Genomic DNA, 24,899 nt, shown 5'->3' with positions numbered 1-24,899 from the left:
GTCGGTAAGGTCGCGCCATGGCTTCCGCCGACGCCCCCCACCCGCTCGGTTTCGACGTGGTCCGCCACGGCTTCGACCGCGCCCAGGTGCAACAGCAGATCACCACCCTGGAGTCCAACCTCCGGCTGCTCACAGCCGACCGGGACGCCGCCAGAGCGGAGATCGCGGCACTGACCCGTGAGCTGAACGCGATGCGCCAGGAAGCGACCATGCCGGTGACCGGCGGCCGCGAGTCGGTGCACGCCGAGCTGCGGACCATGCTCGACGTGACGCGCGCGGAAGCCGCCCAGATCACCGGCCGCGCCCAGGAGGCGGCCGAGAAGACGTTCGCCTCGGCGCAGAAGGCCGCCGCGACCCTCCGTAACCGCTATGAGGTCCTGGTCGCCGACCTGGAGAGCCAGCAGGCCCAGATGCAGGCCGAGCACGCGGCGGCCATGGCGGACCTGCGCGCCCAACTCACCGAGATGACCGCGGACGCCGAAGCCCGCCGGCACCGCTTCGGCGAAGCGGCGGACAAGCAACACCAACTGGTCGAGCAGGAGTTCTCGGCGTCGATGGCCACCCGGAAAGCCGCACTGGACCAGGAAGTGGCGGCCCGCCGAGCGGAGAGCGAACAGAAAGCGGCCAAGCTGGTCGCGGACGCCACCGCCGACGCCAACCGCAGAACAGCCGAAGCGGACCAGAAGGTGAACCAGCTGACCACGCTCCGGCAACGCGTGTCGGCCCGCCTCCGGGAAACCGGCGACCTGCTGAGCAAGAGCAGCAACCTGTTGGAGCCATTGGACACCGAGGCCGACATCATCACCGGAAAGCCGGGTTCCTAGCGATCAGGCGGTTTCCTTCGCGGGTTTCGCCGAGGCGAGGGCGGAGGTTTCCAGGATCGTTCGGACGATCAGGTCCGGTTCGTCGTGCATCGGCACGTGGCCGCACTTGGGCAGGGTGACGTGGCGGGCCGCCGGGAGGAGTTGGGCGGCGCGGCGGGCCTGGACCGGCCAGAGGATCCGGTCCCTGGTGCCCCAGGCGATGGTGGCCGGAACCGTGGGCGGCGGGCTGGTGAAGAAGTAGTCGCGGCCCGCTCGGGCCACCGCGTCGAAGCCGGGCGCGGCGGCCATCGCGGTCAGGTCGTCGAGCATCGCCGACACCGGCACCCGGGAGGGGTGGCCGAACAGGAGACTGCCGCTGACCAGGCGGAGCGGCTTCGTGTTCATCACTGCGGCTCTGGTGCGTTCGGACATCCGGCCGGTCGCGCGGATCATCGACAGGGTTCGCAGGGCCCAGTTGCGGCCTTTCGCCGTCGCCCAGAAGCCTGCCGGCGACAACGCCGTCACCGAGCTGGCGTGGCCGGCGGAGGCCAGTTCGAGGGCGAGCATGCCGCCGAGCGAGTTGCCGGCCAGGTGCGGGCGGTTCAGGCCGAACTCGCCGAACAGGTCCACTGTGGCGTCGATGGCCGCCTGCACCGAGTAGGGCTCAGGCAGCGACGGTGACTCACCGAAGCCGGGGAGGTCCACCGCGATCACGTCGTGGTGCTCGGCCAGCTTGTCCAGCACTGGTTCCCAAGCCTGCCAACGGTGTCCGATCCCGTGCAGCAACACCAACGGCGTGCCGGAACCACGGCGTTCGTAGTTCACGTTCATTGTCCCACCCCGATTCTGGCCAAGCGGCGCATTACTCCCGGTGTGAGGCGGGAGCCCCACAGGCCGGCCTTTGCCTCGATCGTCACGGGGACGACCGCCCGGTTCGAACGGACCGCCGCCACGATCTCGCGGGCCACACCAGAGGCCGGGAAGTTCCGCCGCTGGTAGGCACGGGCCGTACGTTCCCGCAACTGTTCCTGGTTCCCGGACACGAACGTGGTCGCGCGGGTGATGGGTGTGTTGACGATCCCGGGGCAGATGGCGCTCACCCCGATCCCCTGCGGCGCCAACTCCGCGCGCAGACACTCCGACAGCATCAGCACAGCGGCTTTGGAGGACGCGTACGCGGGCAGGGACCTTGTCGGTGTGTAGGCGGCCGCGGAGGAGATGTTCACGATGTGGCCGCCTTCGGCCGCGTCGATCATCAGCCGGCCGAACGCCTGGCAGCCGTGGATCACGCCGAGCAGGTTCACGTCCAGCACCCGCTGCCAGTCCTTTGTGGACGTATCCATGAACGGCCCGGCCACGGCGATCCCCGCGTTGTTCACCACCACGTCCGGCACACCGTGCTCGGCCGCGATCCGGTTCGCGAGGTCGTTCACCGCCGCCTCGTCCGCCACGTCCAGCTGGTAGGCCACCCCGCCGATCTGGTCGGCCGTTTCCCGGGCGGTGGCCAGGTCGATGTCCGTGGCGATGACGAAATCGCCCTGTGCGGCGAACTCCTGCGCGGTCGCCCGCCCGATCCCGCTCCCGGCGCCGGTGATCACCACGAGCGAACGCCCGGATTTGGCCCGCTCCAACGCATGCGTCGCCGGCGAACCGGACACATGGGACACGAACTCGTCCACCATCCGCGCGATCACTCCCGGTTTGGCGGTCGCCACCCAGTGCCGGCCGATCACCTTCCGCCGCCACAGCCGCGACGCCCACAGATGCAGATCCTCAAGCAGGGCCGGAGTCACGTACCGGTCGCCGGTCGGGGCGATCACCTGCACCGGCACGTCCGTCGACCGCTCCCTGGGCGCCCGGACACGCTGGAAGATATTGGCACGGTACAACTTCATGCCGTGCACGGCGTTCTTGACGCGAGGCGCGTGCTTCAGGCCCTCGATCCGGGCGACGACCTTCCCGGCGCCCAGCCGCCAAACCAGTTCCGACACGACGGGCGTGTGGAAGAACAGGATGTACCACGAGTGCAGCTGCTGGTTCAGCAACTGCCCGACGTGCCGCGGCGACGGCTTGGCCATCCGGCGACGGATCCACATCCCGATGTGGTCGAGGCTCGGCCCGGAGATCGTGGTGTACGAGGCCACCCGGGCCGGCGCCCGCGGGTCGGTGACCGCCTCCCACCCCTGGATCGACCCCCAGTCGTGCGCGACCACGTGCACCGGCTTGGCCGGGCTGACCGCGTCCGCGACCGCGAAGAAGTCGTTCGCCAGGTGCTCCAACCGGTACTGGGACACCGCGCGCGGGTGGCTTGAGTCGCCGGCGCCGCGGACGTCGTACGTGACGACGTGATAGCGCGAGATCAGGGCGTCGACGACGCCGTCCCACATGGCGTGGTCGTCGGGGTAGCCGTGGATCAGCAGGACGGTCGGGTTCGCCGGATCTCCGTGCTCGTACACGGCCAGAGAAACGTCTCCAGACTCGACCCGCATCGCCGCTCCCGTCGTCGCTGACCGCAACGAACGTTACAACCGGCATTGTCATCGTGCAATGGCCAAGGAATGTTATGCCTGGTCAAATGGGGTTACTTTGAGTAGGGCCTCCAGCCGGTCGCCCATCATCTCGGGGATCACCCTGGCCGTGGACCGGGCCGCCGCCGCGGTCAGCGCCGACGTCACCACGGGCGGCAGCCGGCGCAGCACGTCGGCGAAATACGGCACCTCGTCCCCGGTCGGCAGCCAGTCCGGGCCCTTCGGGTCGAGCACGTACCGACGCACCAGACCGACCAGCAACGCGGCCACGTGGTCGACCTCGCGCTGCAACTCGGCGGCCAGATCGAGGACCTCCGCGAGCGGCACCCCCAGCCGAACCAGCTCACGCCCGGCCGCGAGCAGCTGCGGGCTGGGCACCACGAACCCCAGGCCCTGCCGGCGCAACAGCCCCAGGTCCAACGCCTTCCTGGTGGTGGCCGGGGTGAGCTGCGCGCCGAACATCTGCCGCAGCTCACGGATGCTGACCTGGGTGGGCAGGTCCGCCGACCACGACGCGCCCATCGCCTCTTCGAGGCCGAGCACGTCCGCCAGGCTCCGGCCGGACTCCCAGGCCGCGAGCATCTCGGCGATCTGGGCGAACGCGTAGCCGCGGCCGAGCATGTTGGTGACCAGGCGCAACCGGGACAGGTGGGCGTCGGTGTAGATCGCGGCCCGGCCGGACCGCAGCGGCGCCGGCAGCAGGCCGCGATCCTGGTACACCCGGATGTTGCGGACGGAAACTCCACTCACCTGGGCCAAGTCGTCGATCCGGTACTCCGCCACCCTGGCATGCTAAGTCCCATGCGTACCTTGATCGCGATTCTGGCCTCCGTGGCGGGTTCGGCCGCGGTCATGTACGGCATGTTCCAGCCCTGGTACCGGGACCGGGAAGGCAGGCAGATCCCGCTGTCGGACCTCTGGAACGGCGTGACCACCAACACAACCGGGATGTTCGGCTCGCTGTTCGTGGGCACGCTGCTCGCCGTCCTGCTGCTGCTGTTCGGGTTGATCATCGGCCGGAAGTGGGTGATGGCGATCGGCACGCTCGTCGCGCTGGCCGTCATCTCGGTCTTCCTGGGGCAGCAGTTGCACAGCGAGGCGCTGGCGTCCCAGTTCAAGCAGGGCTTCTGGGACGCGGCGGCCGGAGTACTCCTGATGCTCATCGGGTCCATCTCACGTCGTACGAACCCGCGCGCGGTCAAGACCAAGGCCTGATCGATCTGTCAACCCATGGGGTGACGCGGGGCCACGACCAGGCAACATAAGGTCGAGGCATGCCGGTAAACGCCCAAAACGACGTTATCGAGAACGGTTTGTCCGCCGCGGACGTGGCCCAGCGGGTCGCGGCCGGACAGACCAACGACGTGCCGGCCCGCGCCAGCCGAACCGTCGGCCAGATCGTCCGGGCGAACGTGTTCACCAGGATCAACGCGATCTTCGGCGTGCTGTTCGCGATCATCCTGTCCACCGGGTACTTCGTGGACGGCCTGTTCGGTCTGCTCATCATCTTCAACAGCGGCATAGGCATGATCCAGGAGCTGCGCGCCAAGCGGACGCTGGAGCAGCTGGCGATCGTCGGGCAGGCGCGCCCCCGGGTCCGGCGCGACGGCGTGGCCAGTGACCTGCCGCCGAACGAGGTCGTCCTGGACGACGTGATCGAACTGGGGCCGGGCGACCAGATCGTGGTCGACGGCGAGACGCTGGCCGCGGACAGTCTCGAAGTGGACGAGTCGCTGCTCACCGGCGAGTCCGACCCGGTCGTCAAGCACCCCGGCGACCAGGTGCTGTCCGGCAGCTTCGTGGTCGCCGGCGGCGGCGCGTACCGGGCCACCAAGGTCGGCAAGGACGCCTACGCCGCCAAGCTCGCCGACGAGGCCAGCAAGTTCACCCTGGTCAAGTCCGAACTGCGGTCCGGGATCGACAAGATCCTGAAGTACATCACCTGGATGCTGATCCCGGCGGGCGCGCTGACCATCTACAACCAGCTGTTCAACGTCAACGCGCCGTGGGCGGACGCGGTGCGCGGGATGGTCGCGGCCCTGGTGCCGATGGTCCCGGAGGGCCTGGTCCTGCTGACCAGCGTGGCCTTCGCGGTCGGCGTCGTGCGGCTCGGCCGCCGGCAGTGCCTGGTCCAGGAGCTGCCCGCGATCGAGGGCCTGGCCCGGGTGGACGTGGTGTGCGCGGACAAGACCGGCACGTTGACCGAGAACGGGATGCGGCTGGCCGAGGTCCGGCAGTTCGACGGAGACGTCTCGCAAGCGCTTGCCGCACTGGCCCGGACCGAGGCGCGGCCGAACGCGAGCCTGCAGGCGATCGCCGAGGCGTACCCCGAGGACCCAGGCTGGACCGCGACCGCCGTGGCGCCGTTCTCGTCCGCGCGCAAATGGAGCGGCGCGAGCTTCGGCGGGGATCACTGGGTGCTGGGCGCGCCGGACGTGCTGCTGCCGCCGGACAGCACGGAACGCGCCGAAGCCGAGCGGATCGGCGCGCAGGGGCTGCGAGTGCTGCTGCTCGGGCACACCGACGTCCAGGTCGACAGCCCGGACGCGCCCGGGAACGTCACCCCGAAAGCCCTGGTCATGCTGGAACAGAAGGTCCGGCCGGACGCCAAGGGCACGATCGAGTACTTCGACTCGCAGGGCGTGACCGTCAAGGTGATCTCCGGCGACAACGCGGTCTCGGTCGGCGCGGTCGCGGCGTCGCTCGACCTGCCGAACGCGCAGAACCCGGTCGACGCCCGGACACTCCCGGAAACCTCTGAGGAACTCGCCGACACCGTCGAGAACGGCGGGGTGTTCGGCCGGGTCACGCCGGCCCAGAAGCGCGCGATGGTCGGCGCGTTGCAGTCACGCGGACACACGGTCGCGATGACAGGCGACGGCGTGAACGACGTGCTCGCGTTGAAGGACGCGGACATCGGTGTGGCGATGGGCGCGGGCAGCCCGGCCACCCGGTCGGTGGCGCAGATCGTGTTGCTGGACAACAAGTTCGCCACCCTGCCGCACGTGGTCGGCGAGGGCCGGCGGGTGATCGGGAACATCGAGCGGGTCTCGAACCTGTTCCTCACCAAGACGGTCTACTCGGTGCTGCTCGCCCTGATGGTCGGCATCGCGCAGGTCAATTACCCGTTCCTGCCGCGGCACGTGACCGTGATCGCGTGGTTCACCATCGGCATCCCGGCGTTCGTCCTTTCCTTGGCCCCCAACAACGAACGCGCCCGCACCGGCTTCGTGAGCCGAGTGCTGAGACTGGCCATCCCGTCCGGGGCGGTCATCGCGACCGTCACATTCGTGTCGTACATGCTCGTGCACGGCAAGGCGACACCGCAGCAGGCAGGGACGACCGCGCTGATCACCTTGATGATCGTGGGGTTGTGGGTGCTGGCGATCGTGGCCCGGCCGTACAAGTGGTGGAAGATCGGGCTGATCGGCGTGATGACGCTGGGGTCGGTGCTGCTGTTCGTGTTGCCGTTCGCGCGGAAGTTCTTCGAGCTGGACACGAGTGACGCGGGCTACACGTGGACGGCGATCCTCTGGGCCGCCATCGGAGTCGTGCTGGTGGAAGCGGTCTGGTGGATCCAGCGGGCGATCGCGTCACGCCGCGCGGCGGTGGCTGGCGGGGCGTAGCCAGGGCCGGGTCGACTTGGCGCGACGGTCCTCGCCGGGTTCGTCGGGTTCGACGGCGTGCGTGATGTCGTCGCCGGCGCGCTCGGTGGGGGCCGGATCCCGGCCCTGCCGGTGTTCGCGGTGCACGAGGTAGAGCAACGCCAGCCCGAACAGCAGCGGGACGTGCGACAACAGGCGCGTGCCGGGGACACCGACCGTGGCCACGTCCACGAGGGACAGGACACTGAGCACGCCCACGAACACGGCCACGGCGGGCAACAGCCCGGCAGCCCGCCTTGGCTGCCACGCGACGGCGAGCATCGCCAGGCCGAGGGCAAGGTTCCAGGCCGCGCTCTCGTTGACCAGGTGACCTGTCAGCACCTCACCGCCGTTGTGCACGTGCGGGTCAGGGCCGAACAGTTGGGCCACGCCCAGCAGCAGCTGCAGGAGTCCGATCGCGCCGAGCGCCATGCGCAGCAGGGGTTTGCGGCGCGGCCGGGTCTGCGCGAGCACGGCACCGACGAGGTCCGGCGTCGGCGTCACCGCGCGTACGCGGACACGCCGGTGCAGCAAGACCGCGTCCGCCTGCCATGCCTGGCATTTCGGACACGTCGCCAGGTGCTCGTCCACCTCGGCGGCGGGCACCGGCTCCGGTTCCCCGTCCAGCCGGGCGGACAAGGCCTCCGTGCACGTCCCACAGTCCATACCTACATAGTCGCGCGTACCCGGCCCGGAGTTCCCGCCCTGGTCAGGGGTCGTGAGTAGTTCGTTGTGTTCCAACGCGGCAAACCACGCACGGGGGCATCAACCGTTGCGCTCGAACAGGGCCAGGAGTTCGTGGCGGCCGAACATGCGGGCCGTGTCGACCGCGGAGGGCTGGCCGGCGAACGGGTCCGCGCCGCCGTCCAGGAGGGCCGCCACGATCTCGTCCTCGGCCTTGAACACCGCGCCCGCGATCGGGGTCTGGCCGCGGTCGTTGGCGCGGCCGGCGTCCGCGCCCCGGTCGATCAGCGTCTTCACCGTGGCCAGATGGCCGTGGTACGACGCCAGCATCACCAGGGTGTCGCCGGACTCGTTGCACAGGTTGACTGGAACGCCGGCGTCGAGCAGCGCGGTGATCTCGTCGGCCCGGCCGGCGCGGGCCGCGGCGAAGGCGCGGTTGGCGAGTGCGATCACGTCAGGGCTGTCAGGGATGTCGTTGCCGTTGGCCACCGGTCCAGCGTGGCACATCTGCCCGGGTCAGGCATCCGATGACCGGACCGTGAGTGGTCAGATAACGTTTCGGAATAATTTGCGCGACATGAATACGTCGAGTCGTCGTATATGTGCGCTCCGTGAGAACAATACGGAGCGTTTTCGGTTGATCGCCGATTGTGTGGACAACGGGTGGCGGACATGAGAACGGGCAGTTCGTCTCTGTGTCGTTTCACAGATATGAACTGCCCGTTCAGGGTGCCCCCGACCGGATTCGAACCGGCACTCAAACCCTTTTAAGGGGCTCGCCTCTGCCTGTTGGGCTACGGGGGCGCAGGAAGCCTAAGCGTTCCGGCGCCCCTTTTGGGGCTGCTTTGCTACAACTCATCCGGCTGGCCCATCGAATTGGTCCGGTCAGCTCTTGGCCGCACGCGTGAATTCGGTCTTCGGGTCCTGGATCTGTCCCATGGAGATCACCTCACGTCGGAACGCGAATGCGCCAAGCCAGTCGAACATGATCCGGACCTTCCGGTTGAACGTGGGCATCCGGCTCAAGTGGTACCCGCGGTGCAGCAGCCACGCGAGGAACCCCTTCAGTCGGAGCACGCCCAACACATCTGAGACGCCTTTGTAGAGCCCCAATGACGCGACTGAGCCCGCGTACTTGTGGAAGTACGGCTTCGGCGGGCGGCCGCGCAGCGACGCAAGCACGTTCGGCACCAGCCGCTTGGCCTGGCGCACGGCGTGCTGGGCGGACGGGCTGCAGGTGGCCGTCGGGTCCTCCTCGATCCGCGACAGGTCCGGCACGCCCGCGCAGTCGCCGGCGGCCCACGCGTCCTCAAGGCCCACGACCTGCAACTCCGCCGTGCAACGCACCCGGCCGCGCTCGTCGAGCGGCAGGTCGGTCTGCTGCAGGATCGGGTTGGCCTTCACCCCGGCGGTCCAGATCACCGTGTCCGTGTCGAACTCGGTGCCGTCGTCCAGGACGATGTGGCCGCCTTCGAGCGTCTTGACCCGGGTGTCCAGGAACACCTCGATGCCGCGCTTCTCCAGCACCTTCACGGTGTACACGCCCATCTTGGCGCTCACCTCGGGCATGATCCGCCCGGTGGCCTCGACCAGCACCCAGCGCATGTCGTTGGCGCTGATGGTGTTGTAGTACCTGATCGCGTACCGGGCCATGTCCTCCAGCTCGGCGAGCGCCTCGACCCCGGCGTAGCCGCCGCCGATCACCAGGAACGTCAGCAGCTTGCGGCGCAGGTCCGCGTCGTCCGTAGAGGCGGCCAGGTCCAGCCGGGACAGCACGTGGTTGCGGAGGTAGATCGCCTCGCCCACGGTCTTGAAGCCGATGCCCTGCTCGGGCAGGCCGGGGATGGGCAGCACCCGGGAGACCGACCCGAGCGCGGAGATCAGCACGTCGTACTCGATCTCGTCGCGGTGGCCGTCGATCGCCTCGACGGTCGCGGTCCGCGAACCGTGGTCGATCTTGGTGACCCGCCCGGTCAGCACGTGGCAGCGGCGCAGCACCTTGCGCAGCGGCACCACCACGTGCCGCGGCTCGATCGAGCCGGCCGCCGCCTCCGGCAGGAAAGGCTGGTAGGTCATGTGCGGCTGCGGGTCGACCACTGTGACCGACGCTTCCAGGGACCGCAGTTTTCGCTGCAGGCCCAACGCGGTGTACAGCCCGACATACCCACCGCCGACGATGAGGATCCGCTTCGGCTGCTTCTTGCCCTTGGCCATGCTCCTATGGTCGCACCACCAGCCCCATCCCGCCCATCGCCCTGGCCCGGGTGTGACCCGGGTCGCGGGTTCACAGTGGACGCTTCAAGATCAGTCCGGCCGCCACGGCCGCGAGCCCGGCCACCGCCAGCAGCCCGGCGATCTCCAGAACCGTTGGCATGACTGAGGTTGGCACGATCGAGGACACCCCGGCCAGGCCGAGCGCGATGGTCTGGACGAGCACGAACCGGACCGCCACCGGCCGCAGCGCGCGGAGGTGGATCCGGGCAGTGCCGGGAATCACAGCGGTCAGCGCGCATCCGATGTGGACGACGTGGACCAGCGGCAACAGTGCCAACACGCCGACACCGAACGGATCGTCGACCACCACGGCCACGCTGACGGCGGTGGCGATGATCACCATGGCCGGCGCGGGCGACGCGGGCACCAGCGCTGAGAGCGCTCCCACCACGCCGACCACACCCAGCAGGATTCCGGAAACCCCCTGCGCCGCCAACAAGACCATGATCAGGGCCACCGCCAGCGCGACTGTGGCGCGGACCACCCACGCGGGCACTCCCGCGGTCAGCCTCATCGTGCCCTCCTGGCCAGCCGGCGCAGCGTCCCCGGCATGTCCGAACCCCACCGGATCACCGCGATCCCGTGTTGTCGCAAGGTTTCCAACCTGACCCGGTGTTCGGTACGGATCACCGTCAGCACCGCTTCGCCCCACGGGTCGCCGGCCGCGGGGGTCAGCTCCTCGGGCAGCAGATCCATTGCCACCACCCGGATTCCGCGCCGGACGACAGTCGCGGTGAGGTTCACCATGGCGTCGTCCAGGAACGGCGAGAGCACCATCACGAACGCGCCCGCCGGCGCCTGCCGCGGCCGGAGAACCGGCTTGGCCGCCCAGCCGGCGCCGCGTGCGCACACCACGAGTTGGTGCCGTAGCCGCAGCAGATGCCGGGCTCCCGTGCCCGGCGCGAGGCTCAGCTGCGGCCGGCCGAGGTCGACGAGCCCGACCCGGTCGCCCTGCCGCAGGTAGCTCGCGGCCAGTGCGCTCGCCGCCCGGACCGCCGTGTCCAAGGTGCCGTTCTCCCGCAGGCGGGCCCCGGGCGTGCCCGTCGCCCAGTCGCCGAGATCGCCGCCCACGTCGACCCGGGTGTCGATGGCGAGGACGAGGGTCGCTTCGGCGTCCGCGTGCCGTTCACGGACGTGCAGCATGCTGGGGGTCAGCACACCGCCGGTGGCCGCCGACGAGCGCAGCGACACCCGCCAGTCGACGCGCCTGAGCCGGTCACCGGGTTGGAAGACGCGGATGTCGCGCAGTTCCGTGCTGTCGCCGGGCCGGGGTGAGCGGTGCGCGCCGACCAGGCCCGCCGGCCTCGGCGGAAGCGGACCGGTCGGCAACAGGTCGACCGGCGGCAGCAGGGTACGGCGGCCCTCGACACCCACCAGCGGACCGTAGACGCGCAACGCGTCCGGGCCGGCGAACAGGCGATCTGGCCGCAGGTCCACACCCTCACCCCAGCCGGCGCGGTTCAACTGGGTACGTACCTGGCGGACCGTGCCGGCGATGAGGTGAACGTGGCCGACACCCGAGTTCTTGGGATGCGGCGCGCGCAACGCGATCAGCTCCACGTTCGGTGCGTCGATGTCGAACACCACCTCGGTCTTCCGACCGGGCTCCATCGTCCGAGGCACCCGCGGCATGTGCACCACGGGCACGCCAGGCTGCGGACGCGTCATCGCGATGACCGCGCTGAGCAGCAACGGCGCACCGAACAAGACCAACACGATGGCGTGCACGAGGACTCCGGCGCCGACGAGGCCCACGCCGACCACGATCGCGCGGTACATCGCGTCGGTGTTGCGCCAGTGGCTCGTATCGCGCTGGTGGCGTAGCCACCGGACGACGCGCTTGCTCACCGCGTACTCGCCGGGCCTGGGACAGCGTCGAGCAACTCCGTGACGACCTGTACGCCTGTGGTGCCGGTGCTCCACGTCTCGGCTCGCAGCGTGAGCCTGTGCGCCAACGCGGGCACCGCGCACTCCTTGACGTCCTCAGGCAGGACGAACGCGCGACCGGCCAGCACCGCGAGGCAACGCGCGACCAACAGCAACGCCTGCGAGCCGCGTGGCGACGCGCCGATCTCGACGGCCGGGTGACGTCTGGTGGCCGAAGCCAGATCGACGCAGTAGCGCAACACGTCTCGGTCGACTTCGACCTGTTCGACACCGGCCTGCAGGGCCCTGACCCGGTTCGCGTCCACCACGGCCGGGATCTCGGTCTCCTCCCGGCGCCGGGCCAGCCGTCGCAGCAGGACCTCCATCTCCTCCTCGACCGGCGGGTAGCCGACGTCCAGGCGCAGCAGGAACCGGTCGAGCTGGGCCTCGGGCAGCGGGTACGTGCCCTCGTACTCGACCGGGTTCGCGGTCGCCAGCACGTGGAACGGCCGGGGCAGCACGTGCGTGTGGCCCTCGACCGTGACCTGGCGCTCCTGCATGGCCTCCAGCAGCGCGGACTGGGTCTTCGGCGGGGTCCGGTTGATCTCGTCGGCGAGCAGGATCCCGGTGAAGACCGGGCCGGCGCGGAAGCTGAAGTCGCGCTCGGTCGGGTCGTACAGGTACGAGCCGGTGACGTCGGCCGGCAACAGGTCCGGGGTGCACTGCAGGCGCCGGAAATCCAGCCCGAGCGCCTGGGCCAGGCAGCGGGCCATCAAGGTCTTGCCGAGACCGGGGACGTCCTCCAGGAGTACGTGTCCGCCGGCGAGGATCGCGGCGAGGGCCAGCCGGACGGTCCGTTCGCGGCCGACCACGACCGTGCCGACAGCGTCGAGCACGGCCCGGCAGCCGGTCGCGATCTCCTGCACTTCAGGTCCTGTGTGGACGGTCAAATCTCCTCCAGGCGGCGCAGCAGCTCGGCCAGCCGCGGCGGTGCCGGCAGGGTGGCCTCGGGATCGGTGAGCAGGGTGTGCAGTTCGTGACCAAGCGCTTGTTCGGCTCGTTGGTCGGTCAGCGTGGTGAGATCGCCCAGCCCCGGGCGTTGCCGTAAGGCGGTGAGCGCCAACTGGCCGAGCCGCGGCTGCACCCGTAACTGGAACCGCCGCTGGTCCCGGGCGGCCTCGGCCAGCCGACTGGACAACGCACTCGCCTGGTGGACAGTGAGGGAATCGTCCGGCGCCGGCAACGCCTGCCAGATCGGCGCCGCGACCCCAAGCATGAGCAAGGCGAGCAACGTACACGCGGTGACCGGAAGTGCGATGACAACGGCCCACGGCACGGGAACCACCACCAGCCAGGCCGCCAAAGCACCGACCGCGCCACCGGCAAGCAGCGCGGTCACGATGGCGTGCAACGGTTTCACAGCTTCACTTTCTCGCGCCCCAGCGCCAGTAGCGCCTGCTTCGCCGCCGCCACGTCCGCCTCAGTGACACTGTCCGCCGGCCCGAACCGGGCCCGCTGGTAGAGCGTGCGAAGTCGCTCCAGGGCAACGGGATCGGTCGGCATGGTCGCCAGGACCTCGGCGGTGAACTCGGTGGGAGTCTGGTGCGGCTTGCGTTCCGTCCCACTGGCGGCCGCGTCCCGCTCCAACTGGACCCAGGCCGCGATCACCGCGTCACTCGGCGGACCACCCTCCCGTCTGTCCATTTCGGACAACGCACGTCCGGCCGCCCGCGCCACCCACTCCTGGGCGTCACCCGAGGTGGACTCGTCGTCCAACAGAGCGGGCTGCCGGACCCGCCGGCCGCGGCGCCGCCAGAACCGGATCGCGGTCAGCGACACCAGGAACACCGACAACCCGACCATCGACATCACCGCGATCAACACGATCAACAAGGCCGCGCCGTACGCCACCGGCTCAAGCGACGTCGTCCCCGTCCCGGTCGTCCCGCCCACCTGCCCCGACGAAGCCGGCCCGAACACCCGCTGCCCGGTCGGAATGCCGGACGTCCCCCGCGCCGCCACCACAGCCAGCAGCACCAGTGCGCCCACCGCGAGCAGAACCGGCACCCGGACCTTCATCCGCAAAGCATGCCTCACCGCATGCCGTTACGGGACTCCAATTTTGCCTAGGAGACGAGCTCAACCCGGCAGTAACTCGTCGCGGTACGGGCGAGCCTCCCGTCCGACGTCACCAAGGTCAGCCCCCGCGCCTCCGCCAGCGCCACATACGCCGCGTCATACCCACTGATGCCGGACCGCCACATGCGGGGCAGCAACTCGTCAAGGGACACATGATCCACACCAAGGCGTGGCAACCGGTCCAGCGCCCAACCGGCTCGTGTCTCCGCGATCTTCCCGCCAAGCACCAGGCCTCGGATGACCGAGAACACTTCGGCCTTCCAGTGTTCCGGGGCGGCCCATTCGGTGTCCCGGCCGAGCACCATCCGCGCCTTGCGCCCCCTGTCGTCGGCGTACAGCAGCATGTTCGACAGCACCGAGGCGTCAACCACGATCACTCGACTTTGCCGATCTCGTGATCGTCGCCCTCGCGGTCCCTGCGCGCTTTGGCCAGTACGTCCGCGGCGTCCGGGGCGTCCGTGTCAGCGCCGCCCCCGGTGGCGAGTTCGCGTTCGATGTCGACCAGGAGCCGCCGGTTGTGGCTGAACGCGGCCTGCCGCTTGAGGACACCAAGCAGAAACGCCTGCAAGGACTGGCCGTGCTCGCGCGCGTCTTCCGCCAGCGCGTCACGCACCTCTTCGGGGACGTCTCTGATCGTCAGCACAGCCATGACTCTATTTTGCAGTCAGTTTGACTGCAAATCAAGGATCGAGCTCGCCCAGAAGATCATCGACCAGGACGACCATGGACATCGTGATCACATCAAGATCACCGAAGCCGGCCTCGGCGTCCGCGGCAAGTGTCGGAAGCACGTCCTCCGGCCCTGCCGCGAGTTCACGAAGCGCTTGGACAGCCTGCTCCACCACACTGCCCGCCACGTTGTCCGAAGCGAGCTCCGTCAAGGTCCAAGCGAGCTGGGCCGTGTCGACAGCGCGAAGCAACCGGAGCACGTCCAGGCCATCCTTCGGCTTCAAACGCCTGGGATCGGCACGGCGCTCGGCGATCTTGATGACCTTGGACACCAGTAGCGCGGCCGGCCCGGCCACCTTGATCTTGAAGGATCGACCGTCGTCGCCTGCCAGGGCACCGATGACGCGGACCGCGTTGTCCACCACCGCCGCCTCCAAGCCATACGTCCTACGTGCAGTCGTTCTGTTGTTGTGCGGCGGCGGCAGGTGCGCGGATCGACGCCCTCCCGCACACAGCCCCTCGGGAGCCATCAGGTCGACAGCGATCTGACCGCGTCCCAGCCAGATTCCCGGTTGTGTCCCTGGAACGAATCCGGCGGCCCGCATCGCCTCCGCGAGCACCGGTTCGTCGGCCAGCCGGTCTGGTACCAGTGCCAGGTCCGCATCGGTCGTGGTCGGCGCGGTCGCGAAATCGGCATCGCCAGTGTGCAGGTAGACAGCTTGCGCGCCGACGAGGACAACCGCGTCACGGTGCGGTCCCAGTCCGCCGAGGGCGTCCAGCAGCACGGACCGCGCTTGGACGTACTCCGGTGGAATCACGATTCCCACCCTGGCTCGCCGGACGCGAACGCTTCCATCAACTGTTCGGCTTCTTCACTCGACCGCCCTGGGCCGGTCAGCAGGTCGGCCACAACCTGGGCGGGAGCGGCCACGTTCATTCCGTCGACCGGTCGCGACCTCGTGAACACGACGTCGTCGTACGGGCGCATGACCAACACGTTCGTTCCTCTGTGAACAGATCGCAGACCCAGTTCGTTCATCAGACCGATCGGGTCCTCGGTGTACAGGCTCAGTGAAACCAACGGCGACACAGCCGTCACGTCCTCCGGGAGGTACGCCCGCGCCGCCGCCGAGCCGGTGACCACAACGCGCGTTTCCAGCGATGCCAGCGAATTCAGCACATGGTTCAGACCCCGCGGGGCGAGCGTCCGCATCACCTCGTTCGACGTCATGACCTGGTAGTCCTGCGCCCAGCGATCGACCAGCGACCGTTGGTGAACGGACGTGACAACGGCCGCGTCATTCCTTACCAGGACTGCCTCGCGGTCGAGCAGTTCGAGGACCCTGGCGCTCGTCGCCGCACCGACTTCGGCTCGTTCGGCGAGATCCCGAACGCCGACGGGTAACGCGGTCTCACACAGTTCAAGCACGACTTTCGCCGCGGCAGGACCGCGAAGGGACTTGAGGAGCCGATCTCCGGGGTCGCGAAAGGTGCTTCGATCGGCACCGGCACGATCGATGAAGACCGCCGGGCGATCGAGCCGGAGCCGCATGTTCCCGGTTGTGTCGAACCAACCGAGACCGTGGCGGTCAAGCTGGGAACGAGTCATCGGCGAGACGAACGTCGCCGCGACCATCGCGGCCCCCACCTTCATGTCTTCGCCGATGTACGCATCGAGTTGGGAGGCAATCAAAGCAACGTCTCTCGGCACGATCGCTCGTCTGCACTCGATCAGCACCACAGCCATGGCGCCATCGGGTGCGGCGATGGTGAGCCGCAGATCCGAGCCGACGTCCGCGGCATGCCGATCTTTGATGATCGACCATGTGTCGGGCAGCGCAGACCGAATCGCGCTCTCGGCGGCCTGCAGCAGCTCCGCCTCGGTTGTTCCACGTTTCGGCTCGTTCCGTGACACACGGAACAGCTTACATTGCGGAACAGATTGGCGCTCCCGATCACCCTCACCCGTTGCGGTGAACCTACCTCACGTCCTTCGCGCGGGTGAGGACCGACTGGAGCATCGTGGGGGTGAGCCGGCCGGTGAAGGTGTTCTGCTGGCTCACGTGGTAGCAGCCGAAGAGGTGCAGTTCGGGTCCGTTGTCGGTGGCGGGGAGGGTGACTTCGCGGCCGTGGCCGAACTTCGGGGTGGGGGTCGGGAGTTGCCAGGCGGTCAGGGCGGGCAGCAGGGCCTGCCAGCCGAAGGCGCCGAGGACGACGATCGCGCGGAGGGTGGGGCGCATCAGTTCGAGTTCGCGGACCAGCCAGTGGCGGCACGTGTCGCGTTCGGTTGGGGTGGGTTTGTTCGCCGGTGGGGCGCACTTCACCGGGGCGGTTATTCTTACACTGTAAAGTTGCAGGCCGTCGTCGATGTGGGTGGCGGTGGGTTGGGAGGCCAGGCCGACCGCGTGCAGGGCCGCGTAGAGGAAATCGCCCGATTTGTCGCCGGTGAACATCCGGCCGGTGCGGTTCGCGCCGTGGGCGGCCGGGGCCAGGCCGACGATCGCCAGCCGGGCGTCGGGCGGGCCGAAGCCGGGCACCGGGCGTCCCCAGTAGACCTGGTCGCGGAACGCCGCCCGCTTCTCCGCCGCCACCTGTTCCCGCCAGCTGACCAGCCGTGGGCACGACCGGCACGACGTCACCGCTTTGTCCAATTCGGTAAGGGAATTGAGCATGGTTCACCATTCTCCACCACCTAAGGTGCAGACATGGCAGATGATCAGGAGCAGCAGCAGGAGCCCACGGACGACTTGGTCACGTCCAGTCACACCCTCGGCGACAAGGCGTACACGGTCACCACGGGCCGGATGGTGCTTCGGCGCGAGGTGCTCACCGACGGGGCGTTCGACGGGCACAAGGCCAAGGCCGAGGTGTTCGTCACCAGCTACACCCTGGACGGCACGGACCCGGCCGACCGGCCGGTCACGTTCGCGTTCAACGGCGGGCCCGGCTCGTCCAGTGTCTGGCTGCACATGGGGATCCTGGGTCCGCGCCGGGTGGTCATGGGAGACGCCGGATCGCTCGCGCCGCCGCCGTACTCCGTCGTGGACAACGACGAGTCGTTGCTGCCGCACAGCGACCTGGTGTTCATCGACCCCGTCTCCACCGGGTACTCACGGGCCGTCAAGGGCGAGAAACCCGGTGAGTACCACGGGTTCACCGCCGACATGGAGTCTGTCGGCGAGGTGATCCGGCTGTGGACGTCCCGGCACGGCCGGTGGCTGTCGCCGAAGTTCCTGGCCGGCGAGTCCTACGGGACGGTACGCGCCGCCGGGCTGGCCGAGCATCTGCAGACCCGGCACGGCATGTACCTGAACGGTGTCATGCTGATCTCCTCGATCCTCGACTACGGGACCGCGGACTTCACCGAAGGCAACGACCTGCCGTACGCGCTGTACCTCCCGACCTACGCCGCCATCGCGCACTACCACGGTCTGCACGGGTCGCGGTCGCTCGAAGAGGTGCTGCGGGAGGCCGAGGACTTCGCGTCCCGGGACTACCTGATGGCGCTGGAACGCGGCCACCGGCTCGCCGACCGTCAGTCTATTGTGGAGCGTGTGGCCGCGCTGACCGGACTGTCCGCGGACTATGTGGACAGTGTGGACCTGCGGATCGAACACGTCCGGTTCTTCACCGAGCTGCTGCGGTCCCGGCGGCAGGTGATCGGCCGGCTGGACGCCCGGTTCACCGGCTGGGAGACCGACTACGGGCTGGAGCGGTTCACCGACGACCCGTCGTACTCGGCCATCCTCGGCCCGTTCACCGCCGCGCTCAACCACTACGTCCGGTCCGAGCTCGGCTACGCCAACGACCTGCCGTACGAGATCCTGACCGACCAGGTCCGGCCATGGTCCTTCAAGGAGTTCGAGAACAGGACGGTGACGGTCGCCGGCAAGCTCGCGGCCGCCATGCGCGCCAACCACAACCTGCGAGTCCACGTCGGGTCCGGCTACCTGGACGGCGCGACACCGTACTACGCCGCCGACTACGTGCTGGCACACCTGGCGATCCCGACCGAACTGCGCGGGAACATCGACGTGCAGTACTACCCCGCCGGCCACATGATGTACATCCACGAACCCAGCAGGCAACGGCAGGCCGCGGACCTCGCCGCGTTCGTCCGGTCAGCGAGCACGCGCTGACGCCTGCCCCTTCGGGACAGTCAGTCCCATCGCGACCCCTTAGGGTGCCGCCATGGGACTGGTTGTCAGCGTGGGTATCGAACGTCAGGTTCTCGGATACGACGAGGAGGCGGTGGCGCACTACCGGTCGCAGTTCGGGGCACTGAGCGCGGAACTGGCGAAGACCGGCATCACCTGGGCCGAACCGGACGCGACCGCGGACCTCCCGTCGAGCCGGGCGCGACTGGTCGGATTCGGCTACTCGACCGTGCACTACCTGCGGCGGGTGTACGCGCTCCAGGCCCGTGACGACGAGGTCACGCCGGTCCCGCCGGGCGAGGAACTCGACGACGAGCCCGAGGACGAGGAGATCTACAACCTGTCGTCGCACCTGGTCTGCCACTCCGACTGCGACGGCTACTACATCCCGGTGGACTTCGACGACCCGCTCTACCTGGACACCGGCTCGGTCGGGTCCAGCCAGCGGCTGCTGCGCGAACTCGCGGACTGCGCCAGGCACATCGGCATCACGCTCAGCGAAGACGGCACGTTGAGCGACGAGGAAGCGGCCCGGGTCGCGAACGGCGCCGCGGACAGCCCGTACCCGAACGAATGGGACGCCTGGCTGGCGTTGTTCGAAGCCGCCCGGATCAGCATCGCCACCGGTCACGCCGTCGTCTTCCACTGACCTCAGGCAGACTGACGGCCCTCCCCGGCGGGGAGGGCCGTCACCTTTGTCCTACCTCAGGAAATCGGCGCCGTGGGTCACCGCGGACCAGGCGTCCACGCCTCCGTGGCCGTAGAAGCCGTTGAAGTCCAGGGTGCCTTCACAGGTCGCGTTCCAGTCCGCGGGCCGGCCGACCACGGTGTAGTCGACGGTCCGTGGCGTCGGGCACGGGATCTTCGCGGCCGTGCCCGCCAGGACCCGCTCCACCTTGTCCGGATCCATGGTCACCCTGTCGCCCTTGACCTTGCCGAACTGGCTGACGATCAGCGCAGCCACGCCGGCCGCGTGCGGCGAGGCCATCGAGGTGCCCTGCAACGGCCGGTAGACCGCGAGCGCGCCGCCCTTGGTCGTCACAGTCTTGACGCCGGCGGCGACACCGTCCGGGGTGACATTGCCGGCGGCGTCGATCAGGCCCTCGGTCTCCGCCACATTACGTGGATACGTGGACAGGATCTCGTTGTCCAGCGTGCGGTACCACGGGGTGCCGAGGCCGTCGCGGAAGTAGCCGCCCGGCGCCGACACCGAGATACCCTGCAGGCCGTAGGTGGAGTAGTCGGCCTTGGCCTGGGACGGGCCGAACGACGCCACGTTGATCACATGCGGGCCGTCCGACGGCAGGGACGCACAGGTGGCCTTGTCGATCGTGCGCGTGTGCGTGGTGTTGACCGGGTAGTCCGGGCTGGTGGTGTCCGGAACCGGGCGGCCGTTGTCGGTGTGCTGGTTGCCGTACGCCGACACCAGAGTCACGCCCTTGCGGTGCGCGTAGTTCAGGGCCCGGGTGATGGCCGTCTTGATCAGACGCTGCTGCGCCTGCTGTTCCGGCGTGTCCGCCGGGTTGTTGTCGCAGTTGTACAGCCACGGGTCCACAAAGAACGACATGTTGACCACGTTCAGACCCGCGTCACCCGAATACGTCAACGCGTCCACCACCGGCTGCAGGAAGAAGAAGCCCGAGTCCTGGCCGCCGCGAATGTTCACAATAGACACGCCGGGCGCAACGCCGGAGAGGCCGAAGCCGTTGGCCGCTGCCGCGATGATGCCGGCGACGTGCGTGCCGTGACCGCCGTTGTCCACATCAGACGGATCGACACAGCCGCGGAACTCACACGGGCCGTCCACCACGTTGCCGTTCTCGTCGAACGGGATGTCCCGGGTGAAGTTGCGGGACAGCGCGCGGTCGAAGTTCGGCGCGATGTCCGGGTTGGTGGCGTCCACCCCGGTGTCCAGGATGCCGACCTTCACCCGCCTGTCCCCGGCCTGTTTGGTGCGGGCCAGGTCGGACCGCACCGACTTGAGGCCCCACTGGTTGTCGTCCAACGGGTCCGTGCCAACCGGCTTGGGCGCCCGGTTCTTGGCGGCCAGGCCGGCGGGAGAGCCGACGCCTTCCTTCTCGACCGCGTCCCGGCTCGATTTCAGCTTGGCACCCGTGGGCACCTGGCCGATGGGCCGGGACAGCGACACCGAGAACACACCACGGACCTTGGCGACCTTGGCGGCGAAACCGTCGGGCGCGGAGACGGTGAACAGGCCCACGGCGTCGTTGCGCCGCAGAACCGTGCCGCCCGAACCCTGGATTCCCCTTGCCACGACGTCAGGAGACACACCTTCGGCCGCCAGCACGCCGTACTCGATCGCGGTCGCGGACTGCGCGGGCGTCGCGACCACTGTCAGCAGCAGTGCCGGCAACGCCGAAACAGCGGCGATAAGCGTCTTCCTCACAGGAACTCCGCTCCCCTCGTCACGGCGGCGAAAGCGTCCACCTGGCCGTGTCCGTAGAAACCGTTGAACTGCAGATCGCCTTCACAGGTCGCGGTGAACGAGGCGTCCCGGCCCTCCTTGATGTAGTCGACCGTCCGCGGGTTCGGACAGGGTGACTTGAACGCCGTGCCCTCAAGGACCTTCTGCACCCGGTCGGGGTTCATGGTCACGTTTCCGTGGCTGTCGTAGTGCCCGTACTGGCTCACGATCAACGCGGCGACACCGACGGCGTGCGGTGACGCCATCGACGTGCCCTGCAGCCACTGGTAGAAGCCGACCGTGCCGTCGGGCTTGGTGTCCTTCTTGACGCCGATCAGGGCGCCCGCCGGTGTGATGTTGCCGGCCGCGTCGATCAACCCGTTGGCCAGGCCGACATTGCGCGGCATGGTCGACAGGACCCGGTTCTCGATCGTGTTGAACCATGGCGTGCCGAAGAAGTCACGCGCGTAGCCGCCAGGGGCGGACACCGAGATCTTCTCCAGGCCGTAGTTGGAGTAGTCAGCCTTGGCACCGGACGGGCCGTACGACGACACGCCGATCGCGTGCGGACCCTCGACCGGCAGCGACAGGCAGGAACTGTTGTCGATCTTCCTGGTGTGCGTGGTGTTCGCCGGGTAGTCGGGGCTGCTCGAGTCGTCCTGCGGCGCGCCCAGGTCCGAGTGCTGGTTGCCCAACGACACGACCTGCGTGACGCCGTGCCGGTACGCGTAGTTCATCGCCCGCGTGATCGCGGTCTTGATGGTCCGCTGCTGCGCCTGCTGTTCCGGCGTGTCCGCCGGGTTGTTGTCGCAGTTGTACAGCCACGGGTCGGCGAAGAACGACATGTTGATGACGTTCAGGCCCGCGTCACCCGAATACGTCAACGCGTCCACGACAGGCTGCAGGAAGAAGAAGCCCGAGTCCTGGCCGCCTCGAATGTTCACAATGGACACGCCGGGCGCCACCCCGGAAACACCGAATCCGTTCGCGGCCGCCGCGATCGTGCCGGCGACGTGCGTGCCGTGCCCGTTGTCGTCCCAGTCGGCCGGGTCGACGCAGCCGCGGAACTCACACGGGCCGTCGACGATGACACCGTTCTCGTCGAACGGGATGTCCTTGACGAAGTTGCGCGACAACGCCTTGTTGAAGTTCGCGGCCAGGTCCGGGTGCGTGCCGTTCACACCCGTGTCCAGCACGCCGACCTTCACGCGCTTGTCGCCGATGGTCTTGTCGCGGGCGAGGTCCGCACGGACGGACGTCAAGCCCCACAGGTTGTTGTCCAGCGGGTCCAGGCCCACGGACTGGATCTTGGCCGTGCGGGCCTTGCCCGCGAGGCCGGCGGGCTCCTTCTCGATCGCGTCCGGTCGGGGAGCGGACGCCGACTTCGGGGCCTGACCGATCGACCGGCTGCGGGCCGCCGAGAAGACGCCGTTCGCCCGGCCGACGCGTTCGGTGAAACCGCGTTCTGGCGCGGAGACGGTGATCAAGCCGATCGCAGTGTTGCGAGCGGTGACCGTGCCGCCGGCCGCGCGCGCGGCCGCCATGGCCGCGTCGAGACCGGTCGCGTCCGACGCCAGGACGTTGTACTCCACGGTTCTGCCCGACAAGTTGGGTAACGCCGTCGCGGTGGGCGCGGCCACCACGGTCAGTGTGGCGACGAGCGGTCCGACCGCCGCAGCCAGCACGGTTCTACGTCTCACGACTCTCCTTCGCTACGGAACAACGACTTGCGCGTCGGCGAAGTGACATGCGCTCGGGTGCCCCGCCACCCGCGTGACAAGCTTCGGTTCTTCCGCCGCGCAGATATCCTGCGCCTTCCAACACCTGGTCCGGAACCGACATCCGGATGGTGGGTTCACTGGACTGGGAACGTCGCCTACCAACCGGATCACATCCCGGCGGCCACGCAGCCGAGGGTCAGGCACCGGCACCGCGGACAGCAGTGCCTGGGTGTACGGATGCGTTGGCTGACCGTAAATTTCGTCCTCGGTGCCGACCTCGACAACTTTGCCCAGGTACATCACGGCCACCCGGTCGGACAGGTGCCGGACCACCGACAGGTCGTGCGCGATGAACACATAGGACAGTCCGAGGTCGCGTTGCAGCTCGCCGAGCAGGTTCATCACCTGCGCCTGGATCGAGACGTCCAAAGCGGACACCGGCTCGTCGCAGATGACCACCTTCGGCCGCAGCGCGAGCGCCCGCGCGATGCCGATCCGCTGCCGCTGCCCGCCGGAGAACTGGTGCGGATACCGGTTGATGTGCTCCGGGTTGAGACCCACCACGTCCAGCAGGTCGCGGACCTTGCCCTCCCGGGAGCCCTTCGGCGCCACCTCGGGATGGATCTCGAACGGCTCGCCGATGATGTCGCCGACCGTCATCCTCGGGTTCAACGACGTGTACGGGTCCTGCAGCACGATCTGGATGTCCCGGCGCAGCTTCCGCAGCTCCGCGCCCTTCATCGCGAAGATGTCCCGGCCCTCGAACCGGGCCGTGCCGCTGGTCGGCGGCTCCAGCCGCATCAGCACCTGGGCCAGCGTGGACTTCCCGCACCCGGACTCGCCGACCACGCCGAGGGTCTCGCCCCTGGTCAGGTCGAACGACACGCCGTCGACCGCCTTCACATGCCCGATCGTGCGTTTGAACAGCACGCCGACCCGGACCGGGAAGTGCTTGACGAGGTCACGGACCTCCAGGATGGCCTCAGTCATTCAGATCACCAGCACTGTGGGTCACCAGGTTCTCCGCGAAGTGGCAGGCGGAGAACCGGCCGCCCGGCAGGCGGTGGAACTCCGGCACGTCCGTCTTGCACACGTCCTCGGCCCGCACGCACCGCGGATGGAACGGGCAGCCCGGCGGGATCCGCGTCAGGCTCGGCGGCAACCCCTTGATGGCGGTCAACTCCTGCCCTTTCAGATCCAGCCGGGGCAGGGACGCCAGCAGTGCCTCGGTGTACGGGTGCCCGGGATCGCGGAACAGCGTGAACACGTCCGCCTGCTCGACGATCCGGCCCGCGTACATCACCGCGATCCGGTCCGCGACCTCGGCGACCACCCCGAGGTCGTGGGTGATCAGGATCAGGCCCATGTCCCGTTCCCGCTGGATCTCCGCCAACAGGTCCATGATCTGGGCCTGCACGGTCACGTCCAGCGCGGTGGTCGGCTCGTCCGCGATCAGCAGCTCCGGGTCCAACGCCAACGACATCGCGATCATCGCGCGCTGCCGCATACCGCCGGAGAACTCGTGCGGATAGTTCTTGATCCGGCCGCGGGGGTTCGGGATCCGCACCAGATCCAGCAGTTCGATCGCGCGGACCCGGGCGTCCTTGCGTGACATCCCGCGCCGGACCCGCAGCTGCTCCTCGATCTGGAAGCCGACCGTGAACACCGGGTTCAACGCGGACAACGCGTCCTGGAAGATCATGGCGATACCCTCGCCACGGACCGCCATCCGGCGGGACGGCTTCACCGCGAGCAGGTCCTCGCCGTGGAACCGGACGTGGCCGCCGAGGACCACCGCCGGCGGGACGTCCAGGATGCCCATGATCGTCTGCGCGGTCACGCTCTTGCCGGAGCCCGACTCGCCGAGCACGGCCAGGGTCTCCCCCGCGTTCACGTGGTACGAGACTCCATTGAGGACACTCGCGACGCCGTCGTTGGTCCGGAACTCGACCCGCAGGTCCGCCACTTCCAACAACGGCGTGGTGTCGG

At 68.6% G+C, this 24,899-nt stretch carries 25 protein-coding genes and 1 tRNA gene; 5 read left to right on the top strand and 21 right to left on the bottom strand.

Going from position 1 to position 24,899, the window contains the following annotated elements:
• Positions 1 to 17: 17 nt before the first annotated feature.
• Complete coding sequence (locus EV192_RS24690; protein ID WP_132119245.1) at positions 18 to 824, top strand: coiled-coil domain-containing protein; 807 nt, start codon at positions 18 to 20, stop codon at positions 822 to 824.
• A 3-nt stretch (positions 825 to 827) separates the two neighbouring features.
• Here the strand turns inward: EV192_RS24690 and EV192_RS24685 are convergent, their stop codons facing one another.
• The 3 genes from EV192_RS24685 to EV192_RS24675 all read right to left on the bottom strand — a co-directional run bounded on the left by EV192_RS24685 (position 828) and on the right by EV192_RS24675 (position 4,114).
• Positions 828 to 1,634 (bottom strand): alpha/beta fold hydrolase, encoded by an 807-nt coding sequence (locus EV192_RS24685; protein WP_132119243.1) that lies wholly within the window; start codon positions 1,632 to 1,634, stop codon positions 828 to 830.
• Positions 1,631 to 3,292 (bottom strand): SDR family oxidoreductase, encoded by a 1,662-nt coding sequence (locus EV192_RS24680; RefSeq protein ID WP_132119241.1) that lies wholly within the window; start codon positions 3,290 to 3,292, stop codon positions 1,631 to 1,633. The genes EV192_RS24685 and EV192_RS24680 overlap by 4 nt, the downstream gene beginning before the upstream one ends.
• Before the next feature lie 72 nt (positions 3,293 to 3,364).
• Positions 3,365 to 4,114, bottom strand: a complete 750-nt coding sequence (locus EV192_RS24675; RefSeq protein ID WP_132119239.1) for a MerR family transcriptional regulator — start codon at positions 4,112 to 4,114, stop codon at positions 3,365 to 3,367.
• A gap of 18 nt (positions 4,115 to 4,132) precedes the next feature.
• Between EV192_RS24675 and EV192_RS24670 the strand changes: the two genes are divergently transcribed.
• Both EV192_RS24670 and EV192_RS24665 read left to right on the top strand, forming a co-directional pair.
• The gene (locus EV192_RS24670; protein WP_132119237.1) at positions 4,133 to 4,546 is read left to right on the top strand and encodes a hypothetical protein; all 414 of its coding nucleotides are present in this window, start codon (positions 4,133 to 4,135) and stop codon (positions 4,544 to 4,546) included.
• A gap of 59 nt (positions 4,547 to 4,605) precedes the next feature.
• Positions 4,606 to 6,957, top strand: a complete 2,352-nt coding sequence (locus EV192_RS24665; protein ID WP_132119235.1) for a cation-translocating P-type ATPase — start codon at positions 4,606 to 4,608, stop codon at positions 6,955 to 6,957.
• Here EV192_RS24665 and EV192_RS24660 read toward each other — a convergent pair.
• From EV192_RS24660 to EV192_RS24595, 14 genes are all read right to left on the bottom strand, one after another.
• A complete protein-coding gene (locus EV192_RS24660) occupies positions 6,925 to 7,641 on the bottom strand; it encodes a zf-HC2 domain-containing protein (RefSeq protein WP_132119233.1) in 717 nt (238 codons plus the stop codon). The two genes, EV192_RS24665 and EV192_RS24660, sit on opposite strands and share 33 nt — an antisense overlap.
• 99 nt (positions 7,642 to 7,740) lie before the next feature.
• Positions 7,741 to 8,148, bottom strand: a complete 408-nt coding sequence (locus EV192_RS24655; protein ID WP_243727044.1) for an ankyrin repeat domain-containing protein — start codon at positions 8,146 to 8,148, stop codon at positions 7,741 to 7,743.
• A gap of 241 nt (positions 8,149 to 8,389) precedes the next feature.
• A tRNA-Leu gene (locus tag EV192_RS24650) sits at positions 8,390 to 8,463 on the bottom strand.
• Positions 8,464 to 8,544: 81 nt separating this feature from the next.
• Positions 8,545 to 9,873, bottom strand: a complete 1,329-nt coding sequence (locus EV192_RS24645; protein ID WP_132119229.1) for an NAD(P)/FAD-dependent oxidoreductase — start codon at positions 9,871 to 9,873, stop codon at positions 8,545 to 8,547.
• 70 nt (positions 9,874 to 9,943) lie between these two features.
• Positions 9,944 to 10,447 carry a hypothetical protein gene (locus EV192_RS24640; RefSeq protein WP_132119227.1) on the bottom strand — a complete coding sequence of 168 codons (504 nt, stop codon included), beginning with the start codon at positions 10,445 to 10,447 and terminating at the stop codon, positions 9,944 to 9,946.
• A complete protein-coding gene (locus EV192_RS24635) occupies positions 10,444 to 11,781 on the bottom strand; it encodes a DUF58 domain-containing protein (RefSeq protein ID WP_243727043.1) in 1,338 nt (445 codons plus the stop codon). Before EV192_RS24635 ends, EV192_RS24640 begins: the two co-directional genes overlap by 4 nt.
• Positions 11,778 to 12,725, bottom strand: a complete 948-nt coding sequence (locus EV192_RS24630) for an AAA family ATPase (RefSeq protein ID WP_207926218.1) — start codon at positions 12,723 to 12,725, stop codon at positions 11,778 to 11,780. Before EV192_RS24630 ends, EV192_RS24635 begins: the two co-directional genes overlap by 4 nt.
• A gap of 20 nt (positions 12,726 to 12,745) precedes the next feature.
• Positions 12,746 to 13,219 carry a hypothetical protein gene (locus EV192_RS24625; protein ID WP_132119223.1) on the bottom strand — a complete coding sequence of 158 codons (474 nt, stop codon included), beginning with the start codon at positions 13,217 to 13,219 and terminating at the stop codon, positions 12,746 to 12,748.
• A complete protein-coding gene (locus EV192_RS24620) occupies positions 13,216 to 13,878 on the bottom strand; it encodes a DUF4129 domain-containing protein (RefSeq protein ID WP_132119221.1) in 663 nt (220 codons plus the stop codon). The genes EV192_RS24625 and EV192_RS24620 overlap by 4 nt, the downstream gene beginning before the upstream one ends.
• A 47-nt stretch (positions 13,879 to 13,925) precedes the next feature.
• Positions 13,926 to 14,309, bottom strand: coding sequence for a type II toxin-antitoxin system VapC family toxin (locus EV192_RS24615; RefSeq protein WP_207926217.1), 384 nt, complete (start codon positions 14,307 to 14,309; stop codon positions 13,926 to 13,928).
• Positions 14,310 to 14,311: 2 nt separating this feature from the next.
• Entirely contained in the window at positions 14,312 to 14,587 is a 276-nt protein-coding gene (locus EV192_RS24610; protein ID WP_132119217.1) for a FitA-like ribbon-helix-helix domain-containing protein, read from the bottom strand.
• 31 nt (positions 14,588 to 14,618) lie between these two features.
• Positions 14,619 to 15,425: a hypothetical protein gene (locus EV192_RS24605; RefSeq protein WP_207926216.1), complete on the bottom strand. Its 807-nt coding sequence runs from the start codon at positions 15,423 to 15,425 to the stop codon at positions 14,619 to 14,621.
• Positions 15,422 to 16,522, bottom strand: coding sequence for a type IV toxin-antitoxin system AbiEi family antitoxin (locus tag EV192_RS24600; RefSeq protein WP_132119215.1), 1,101 nt, complete (start codon positions 16,520 to 16,522; stop codon positions 15,422 to 15,424). Before EV192_RS24600 ends, EV192_RS24605 begins: the two co-directional genes overlap by 4 nt.
• A gap of 64 nt (positions 16,523 to 16,586) precedes the next feature.
• Positions 16,587 to 17,279 (bottom strand): uracil-DNA glycosylase, encoded by a 693-nt coding sequence (locus EV192_RS24595; RefSeq protein ID WP_132119213.1) that lies wholly within the window; start codon positions 17,277 to 17,279, stop codon positions 16,587 to 16,589.
• Between the two features lie 33 nt (positions 17,280 to 17,312).
• Between EV192_RS24595 and EV192_RS24590 the strand changes: the two genes are divergently transcribed.
• Positions 17,313 to 18,746, top strand: a complete 1,434-nt coding sequence (locus EV192_RS24590; protein WP_132119211.1) for a S10 family peptidase — start codon at positions 17,313 to 17,315, stop codon at positions 18,744 to 18,746.
• A 52-nt stretch (positions 18,747 to 18,798) separates the two neighbouring features.
• Positions 18,799 to 19,413, top strand: coding sequence for a hypothetical protein (locus EV192_RS24585; RefSeq protein WP_132119209.1), 615 nt, complete (start codon positions 18,799 to 18,801; stop codon positions 19,411 to 19,413).
• A gap of 51 nt (positions 19,414 to 19,464) precedes the next feature.
• Here EV192_RS24585 and EV192_RS24580 read toward each other — a convergent pair whose 3' ends face one another.
• From EV192_RS24580 to EV192_RS24565, 4 genes are read right to left on the bottom strand one after another with little or no spacing between them, the layout of a single operon-like run.
• On the bottom strand, positions 19,465 to 21,171 hold the full coding sequence (locus EV192_RS24580; RefSeq protein ID WP_165960585.1) for a S8 family serine peptidase: 1,707 nt from the start codon (positions 21,169 to 21,171) through the stop codon (positions 19,465 to 19,467).
• The gene (locus EV192_RS24575) at positions 21,168 to 22,889 is read right to left on the bottom strand and encodes a S8 family serine peptidase (RefSeq protein WP_165960583.1); all 1,722 of its coding nucleotides are present in this window, start codon (positions 22,887 to 22,889) and stop codon (positions 21,168 to 21,170) included. The genes EV192_RS24580 and EV192_RS24575 overlap by 4 nt, the downstream gene beginning before the upstream one ends.
• Positions 22,890 to 22,901: 12 nt before the next feature.
• Positions 22,902 to 23,900: an ABC transporter ATP-binding protein gene (locus tag EV192_RS24570; RefSeq protein WP_132119207.1), complete on the bottom strand. Its 999-nt coding sequence runs from the start codon at positions 23,898 to 23,900 to the stop codon at positions 22,902 to 22,904.
• Complete coding sequence (locus EV192_RS24565; RefSeq protein ID WP_132119814.1) at positions 23,893 to 24,885, bottom strand: ABC transporter ATP-binding protein; 993 nt, start codon at positions 24,883 to 24,885, stop codon at positions 23,893 to 23,895. The genes EV192_RS24570 and EV192_RS24565 overlap by 8 nt, the downstream gene beginning before the upstream one ends.
• Positions 24,886 to 24,899 lie beyond the last annotated feature (14 nt).

The sequence above is a fragment of the Actinocrispum wychmicini genome (assembly GCF_004345645.1).
GTDB lineage: Bacteria > Actinomycetota > Actinomycetes > Mycobacteriales > Pseudonocardiaceae > Kibdelosporangium > Kibdelosporangium wychmicini.
The sequence above is the reverse complement of the archived record's forward strand: the minus strand, read 5'-3'. Positions and strand labels throughout refer to the sequence as shown.

Excerpts from the sequence above, each read along its gene's own strand:
- EV192_RS24690 (WP_132119245.1), top strand. The coding sequence starts at position 18 with ATGGCTTCCGCCGACGCCCCCCACCCGCTCGGTTTCGACGTGGTCCGC.
- EV192_RS24645 (WP_132119229.1), bottom strand. The coding sequence starts at position 9,873 with ATGGCCAAGGGCAAGAAGCAGCCGAAGCGGATCCTCATCGTCGGCGGT.
- EV192_RS24665 (WP_132119235.1), top strand. The coding sequence starts at position 4,606 with ATGCCGGTAAACGCCCAAAACGACGTTATCGAGAACGGTTTGTCCGCC.
- EV192_RS24670 (WP_132119237.1), top strand. The coding sequence starts at position 4,133 with ATGCGTACCTTGATCGCGATTCTGGCCTCCGTGGCGGGTTCGGCCGCG.
- EV192_RS24585 (WP_132119209.1), top strand. The coding sequence starts at position 18,799 with ATGGGACTGGTTGTCAGCGTGGGTATCGAACGTCAGGTTCTCGGATAC.
- EV192_RS24570 (WP_132119207.1), bottom strand. The coding sequence starts at position 23,900 with ATGACTGAGGCCATCCTGGAGGTCCGTGACCTCGTCAAGCACTTCCCG.
- EV192_RS24680 (WP_132119241.1), bottom strand. The coding sequence starts at position 3,292 with ATGCGGGTCGAGTCTGGAGACGTTTCTCTGGCCGTGTACGAGCACGGA.
- EV192_RS24660 (WP_132119233.1), bottom strand. The coding sequence starts at position 7,641 with ATGGACTGTGGGACGTGCACGGAGGCCTTGTCCGCCCGGCTGGACGGG.
- EV192_RS24610 (WP_132119217.1), bottom strand. The coding sequence starts at position 14,587 with ATGGCTGTGCTGACGATCAGAGACGTCCCCGAAGAGGTGCGTGACGCG.
- EV192_RS24620 (WP_132119221.1), bottom strand. The coding sequence starts at position 13,878 with ATGAAGGTCCGGGTGCCGGTTCTGCTCGCGGTGGGCGCACTGGTGCTG.
- EV192_RS24595 (WP_132119213.1), bottom strand. The coding sequence starts at position 17,279 with ATGCTCAATTCCCTTACCGAATTGGACAAAGCGGTGACGTCGTGCCGG.
- EV192_RS24685 (WP_132119243.1), bottom strand. The coding sequence starts at position 1,634 with ATGAACGTGAACTACGAACGCCGTGGTTCCGGCACGCCGTTGGTGTTG.
- EV192_RS24640 (WP_132119227.1), bottom strand. The coding sequence starts at position 10,447 with ATGAGGCTGACCGCGGGAGTGCCCGCGTGGGTGGTCCGCGCCACAGTC.
- EV192_RS24590 (WP_132119211.1), top strand. The coding sequence starts at position 17,313 with ATGGCAGATGATCAGGAGCAGCAGCAGGAGCCCACGGACGACTTGGTC.